This window comes from Comamonas sp. B-9, assembly GCF_000410635.1.
Taxonomy (GTDB): domain Bacteria; phylum Pseudomonadota; class Gammaproteobacteria; order Burkholderiales; family Burkholderiaceae_C; genus Comamonas.
The window spans coordinates 1-4,370 of record NZ_KE148565.1; the positions used below are offsets into that span (position 1 = coordinate 1).

Annotated in this window: 6 protein-coding genes; all 6 read right to left on the reverse strand. The window is 68.4% G+C overall.

Features of this window, described 5'->3' with window-relative positions; genetic code table 11:
* Nucleotides 1–661 (reverse strand): TolC family protein (locus H928_RS0111650; protein WP_021026667.1); only part of this gene is annotated, 661 nt, incomplete at its 3' end.
* Nucleotides 658–1,005, reverse strand: a complete 348-nt coding sequence (locus H928_RS0111655; RefSeq protein ID WP_021026668.1) for a hypothetical protein — start codon at nucleotides 1,003–1,005, stop codon at nucleotides 658–660. The genes H928_RS0111650 and H928_RS0111655, both read right to left, overlap by 4 nt.
* 75 nt (nucleotides 1,006–1,080) lie before the next feature.
* Entirely contained in the window at nucleotides 1,081–1,479 is a 399-nt protein-coding gene (locus H928_RS0111660; RefSeq protein WP_027010851.1) for a hypothetical protein, read from the reverse strand.
* 80 nt (nucleotides 1,480–1,559) lie between these two features.
* Entirely contained in the window at nucleotides 1,560–2,282 is a 723-nt protein-coding gene (locus H928_RS0111665) for an SDR family NAD(P)-dependent oxidoreductase (protein WP_021026670.1), read from the reverse strand.
* 11 nt (nucleotides 2,283–2,293) lie between these two features.
* A complete protein-coding gene (locus H928_RS0111670) occupies nucleotides 2,294–3,544 on the reverse strand; it encodes an aspartate aminotransferase family protein (RefSeq protein WP_021026671.1) in 1,251 nt (416 codons plus the stop codon).
* Nucleotides 3,545–3,565: 21 nt separating this feature from the next.
* Nucleotides 3,566–4,370, reverse strand: an 805-nt coding sequence (locus H928_RS27350) for a phosphotransferase (protein WP_204366304.1), incomplete at its 5' end; no start/stop codon positions are given.

Here is a 4,370-nt window from a genome sequence, read left to right on the forward strand (position 1 = left end):
CTTGCTGCTGCTGGGCCAGCTCACGCGCCTGGTCGAGCTTGCTGAAGTTGCCCACGGCCGCCATGCGCCGGGCCAGCTCGCCGCCCAGCGCAGCAGCATCATGCATGCGGGTGTGGGCGGCCAGCGCCTGCTCGGCGGCGACGGCATTCAGCCAGGCGCGGCGTGTGTCTGCGGCCAGCAGCAAGGTTTGCTGCGCCGCCTCCAATGTGGCCTGCTCCAACTGCCAGCCTTGCCAGCGGCTGCGCCAGGGCAGGGTGAGCAGATCGACCAGGCCAAAGCCCAGCTTGCGCTCGATCTCGCGCTCACGGCCGTTGCGAAACCAGCCCAAGGTCAGGCTCGGGTTGGGCAGGGTGATGGCCTGCACCCGCTGGGCATCGGCAATGCCCAACTGCGCCAGCTGGAGCTGCAGGCCCGGGTTGTTCAACAGTGCAATGCGCACGGCGGTATCGGCATCCAGCGGCTGCTGCAGCCAGGCATCAATGTGCGTCTGTGCCGACTGCTGGTTGGGTGCATCGGCTGCAGGCAGCTGGGCCTGGGCGGGCAGACGGCCTTCCAGTTGTTTTGCCACATCGCTGCGCAGGCCATCGGGCGAGACGCTGGCGCAGCCGGCCAGCAGCAATGCAGTGGCAATGGACGAGAGGCGAAGGGTCAGGCGCTTCATCGCTGGCCCCCCTGCGCGCTGTGATCGCCATGCGCTTCATGGCGGTGGGCATCCACCCGGCTGGCCGGCATGGCCTGGGCGCCGCCGGGGCCCGCCTGGGCCTTTTCCCAGGCGATGACGTCGGCATGGCCACGGCTAAAGGCAGCCACCGCTGCATTGGCCTGGCGCCAATCGCCGGGCTCGTCGACAATGCGGCCGCTCTTGGCCAGGGGCCGGTGCTGGAGCGCCGATGTGGGCGCGTTGGGGTCGGTGGCGGCCGGGGTCGCCGTTTGGGCAGATAGCCAGCTGGTAACAGCCAGGCCGCCCGCGCCGGCAAGGCAGCGCAAGACATGCGCAGGGCGCATAGGACTCTCCTGAAAGCGTGGTCAAAAGACGCCTGCACGGCAGCTGCCATGCGGACGCACCTCGGGTGTCAGCGATCAGGAAATGGGTGGTTTGGAGGCTTGGGCGAGCAGGGCGCTGGCAAAGGGCGCGCTGCCGCTGGCGCGCGCCAGCGAGGGGGCGGCGAGGGCTGCAAAACCCGCGCCGTTGAACAGATCCACAGCGGAGTGGCAGATGCCGCAGGCCGAGCAGCTGGCGCCATGCTGGCCCGTGTCGTGCTGGCTGTGGTCGCTGACTTGGCTGCCGCTGCCGCCGTGGCTGCTGGATGCCATCACATGGTCTGTGTCCATGTCGGCATGGTCCGCCATGCTGCTGGCGTGGTGTTCGGCCACGGCCGCCGGAATGACCGGCGCCACCAGCCCCATTGCCATGGCGTCGCCCATGAGGCCGCGCAGGGCCAGCATCAGCATCAGCAACAGGGACAGACAGGCACGCATGGTGGATTCAGACTGGGCAGGGTGCAGAAAGTTCCGCAGCGGCTGAGTGTAGCGCAGCTGGACGGCGCGCTGAGGCAAAGCTAGTACTGCGACTCGACCTGCCAGCTCACCGCAATCTCGGCCACGCTGGCGCTGGCAGGCAGCTCCAGCACCGTGCGCACCAGGGTCGCAATGTCGGCCGGTTGGCTGATCTGGGCGCGCAGCGCAGGCTGCACGCCATCGGCCATGTCGGTGTCGACAAAACCCGGGCAGATGGCGGTGCAGCGGATGCGGTCGGCCCCGCCGCAATGGCGTATGCCATGGGCCAAGGCCAGGGCCGCATGCTTGCTGATGGCGTAGAGCGAGCCCTCGGGCGCCCGCACCCGCTTGCCGGCAAGCGACGCCATCACGACGACCTTGCCATTGGGCGACTGCTGCAAATAGGGCCAGACCTGGCGCGTCAGCCGCATCGGTGATTTCACATTGATGGCCATCAACCGGTCAAACTCCGCATCGCTCGCCGTCAAAACGCTGTCCGTGCTCAGCACCCCAGCGTTGTGGACGATGGCATCGATGCGCCCAAAATACGCGGCGGCCTCGGCGATCCAGCGGGTTTCGCTGCCCGCGTCGAGCGCATCAAAGTGGCTGCGCTGCAGCTGCGCAGGCGCATGGTCCGCCAGCTGCGGCACTGGTTGGCGTGTGCCTATGCTGACGCGCCAGCCATGGGCCAGCAGCTCTTGCGCAATGGCCAGGCCCAGGCCGCGCCCGGCGCCGCTGACCAGGGCCACCGGCTGCGATGAGGCAGGTGTGCTTGCGCTGGGCATGGGCAGCACCCTCAGACCCGGGCCCGCAAGGCCTCATCGAGCGCGCCGGCCAGCAGATCGGCGTGTTCGGTCTCAAAGGGCAAGGGCGGGCGGATCTTGAGCGTATCGCCCAATGGGCCACTGGTGCTGATCAGCACGCCGGCCTGGCGCAGGTGGTTGACGACGGTGCTGGCCAGGCTGCCGCTCTCGAGCTGCACGCCCCAGTACAGGCCTTCGCCCCGGATCTGGGTGATGGCGCTGTGCTGCGCTGCCAGCGACTGCAGCGCCTGCTGCAGATGGCCGCCCACGCGGCGCACATGGGCGGGGGCATCAATGCGCTCCAGCTCATCAAGCACCGCCAGGGCCACTGCCGCCGATACCGTGTTGCCGCCAAAGGTGTTGAAGTAGCGGCAGCGCTTGCCAAACACCTCCATCAGCGGCGTCTTGAGCACCAGCGCCGCAATCGGGTGGCCATTGCCCATGGGTTTGCCCATGGTGACCATATCGGGCACCACGGATTCGCGGCCAAAGGCCCACCAGCGGCCGGTGCGGCAGAAACCGCCTTGTACCTCGTCGGCAATGAACAGGCCCCCGCGCCTGCGCACCGCCTGGGCGGCGGCTTGCAAAATAGGTGCGGCATCAATATGCACGCCATCGCTGGCAAACACGGTGTCGAGCAGCAGGGCGCTGACCGGCGTGCCACGCGCCTCCAGCGCGGCGGCGGCCTCATCGACCCGCTGGGCGAAGGCCGCTGCAGCGGCCTGGGCATCCACGCCCTGGAACGCGGGCGGATCAATGACTTCGACATGGTCTGCTGGCGGGCACAGCGAGGGCGAGCATTGGGCCAGTGCCATGGTCACACCATGGTAGGCATGGCGGGTGATGATCAGGCCCCGGCGGCCGGTAAATTCTTGCGCCACGCGCAAGGCCAGGTCATTGGCCTCGCTGCCGGTGCAGGTGAACACGCAGGTGTCCAGCGCTGCCGGGAAAAGCGCGCGCAGCCGCTCCGCTAGTTGCACCACGTTGTCATGCAGGTAGCGGGTGTGCGTGTTGAGCAGCTGGCTTTGCGCGATGAGTGCTGCATTGACCGCTGCGTTGGCATGCCCCACCACCGGCACATTGTTGTAGGCATCCAGGTGGCGGCGGCCATCGGCATCCCACAGCCAGACGCCATCGCCGCGCACCGGGTGCAGCGGCTCATCGTAGAACAGGCGGTAAGAGGGGCCCAGCGCGCTTTGGCGGCGTGCAAGCAGGCGCTGGTCGTCGGCGGAGAGGGTTGGCATCGGGAGGTGCTCCAGGTGGGGTCAGGCGGCGGTGGGGTGGGTGTCGGCATGGTGGTCGGCCTGCGCGACATGCGCTTGCAGCCAGCCGCCAATCATGCGGCGGAACAAGGCCGTGGCCGTGGCCTGGCTGCGCAGGATATAGACGCGGTTGTCGGGGTAGAGGCGGGCGCGCCAGGCGGTGATCACCATGCGCTGCGTGAGCCGCGCGAGGATCAGATCGGGCAGCAGCGCATGCTCGGCAGCCGTCAGTGGCAGCAGGCTTTCATAGCCGGCCAGCATCGCGGCCAGCGCGGCATCGGGTGCATCGGTCAGCGGCATTTGGTAAGAGGCGGCAATTGCGAGATCGGCCACGCGCGGGGCCAGCAGCATGTCGCCAAAATCCAGCACGCCGGCAATGCCCAGGCCGTCGTCGCTCGCCAGCAGGTTGCTGGGCGAGAGGTCGTTGTGGATGGTCTGCGTGGGCAGCTGCGGGCCCAGCTGTGCCAGCCGCTGCTCAAACACGGCCCAAAACGCTGCAATCTGCGCGCGCAGTTGCGCATCGTCCACCACCTCCAGCCAGGGCCGCAGCAGCGGTGCGCGGCGTGCATCCCATAAAAAGGGGCGCTCGGTGGCCGGGTGGGTAAAGTCGGCCAAGGCCCCATGCAACTGGGCAATCGCCAAGCCCCAGGCCTGCCAGGCGGCACCACTGCGCTGCAGATCACTGCCCGCCTTGCCATCGAGAAAGCTGTAGCAGCGCACCCGCAAATGCTCGCCCGCCGGGCTGCGCCAGTCCAGCCAATCGGGGCTGGTTTCGTGGCTGGGTTCGGGGCCGGGGGGGGGGGGGGGG

Bases quoted from the DNA above. Each gene is read 5' to 3' on its own strand.
- H928_RS0111660 (WP_027010851.1), bottom strand. From the start codon at position 1,479: ATGCGTGCCTGTCTGTCCCTGTTGCTGATGCTGATGCTGGCCCTGCGC.
- H928_RS0111670 (WP_021026671.1), bottom strand. From the start codon at position 3,544: ATGCCAACCCTCTCCGCCGACGACCAGCGCCTGCTTGCACGCCGCCAA.
- H928_RS0111665 (WP_021026670.1), bottom strand. From the start codon at position 2,282: ATGCCCAGCGCAAGCACACCTGCCTCATCGCAGCCGGTGGCCCTGGTC.
- H928_RS0111655 (WP_021026668.1), bottom strand. From the start codon at position 1,005: ATGCGCCCTGCGCATGTCTTGCGCTGCCTTGCCGGCGCGGGCGGCCTG.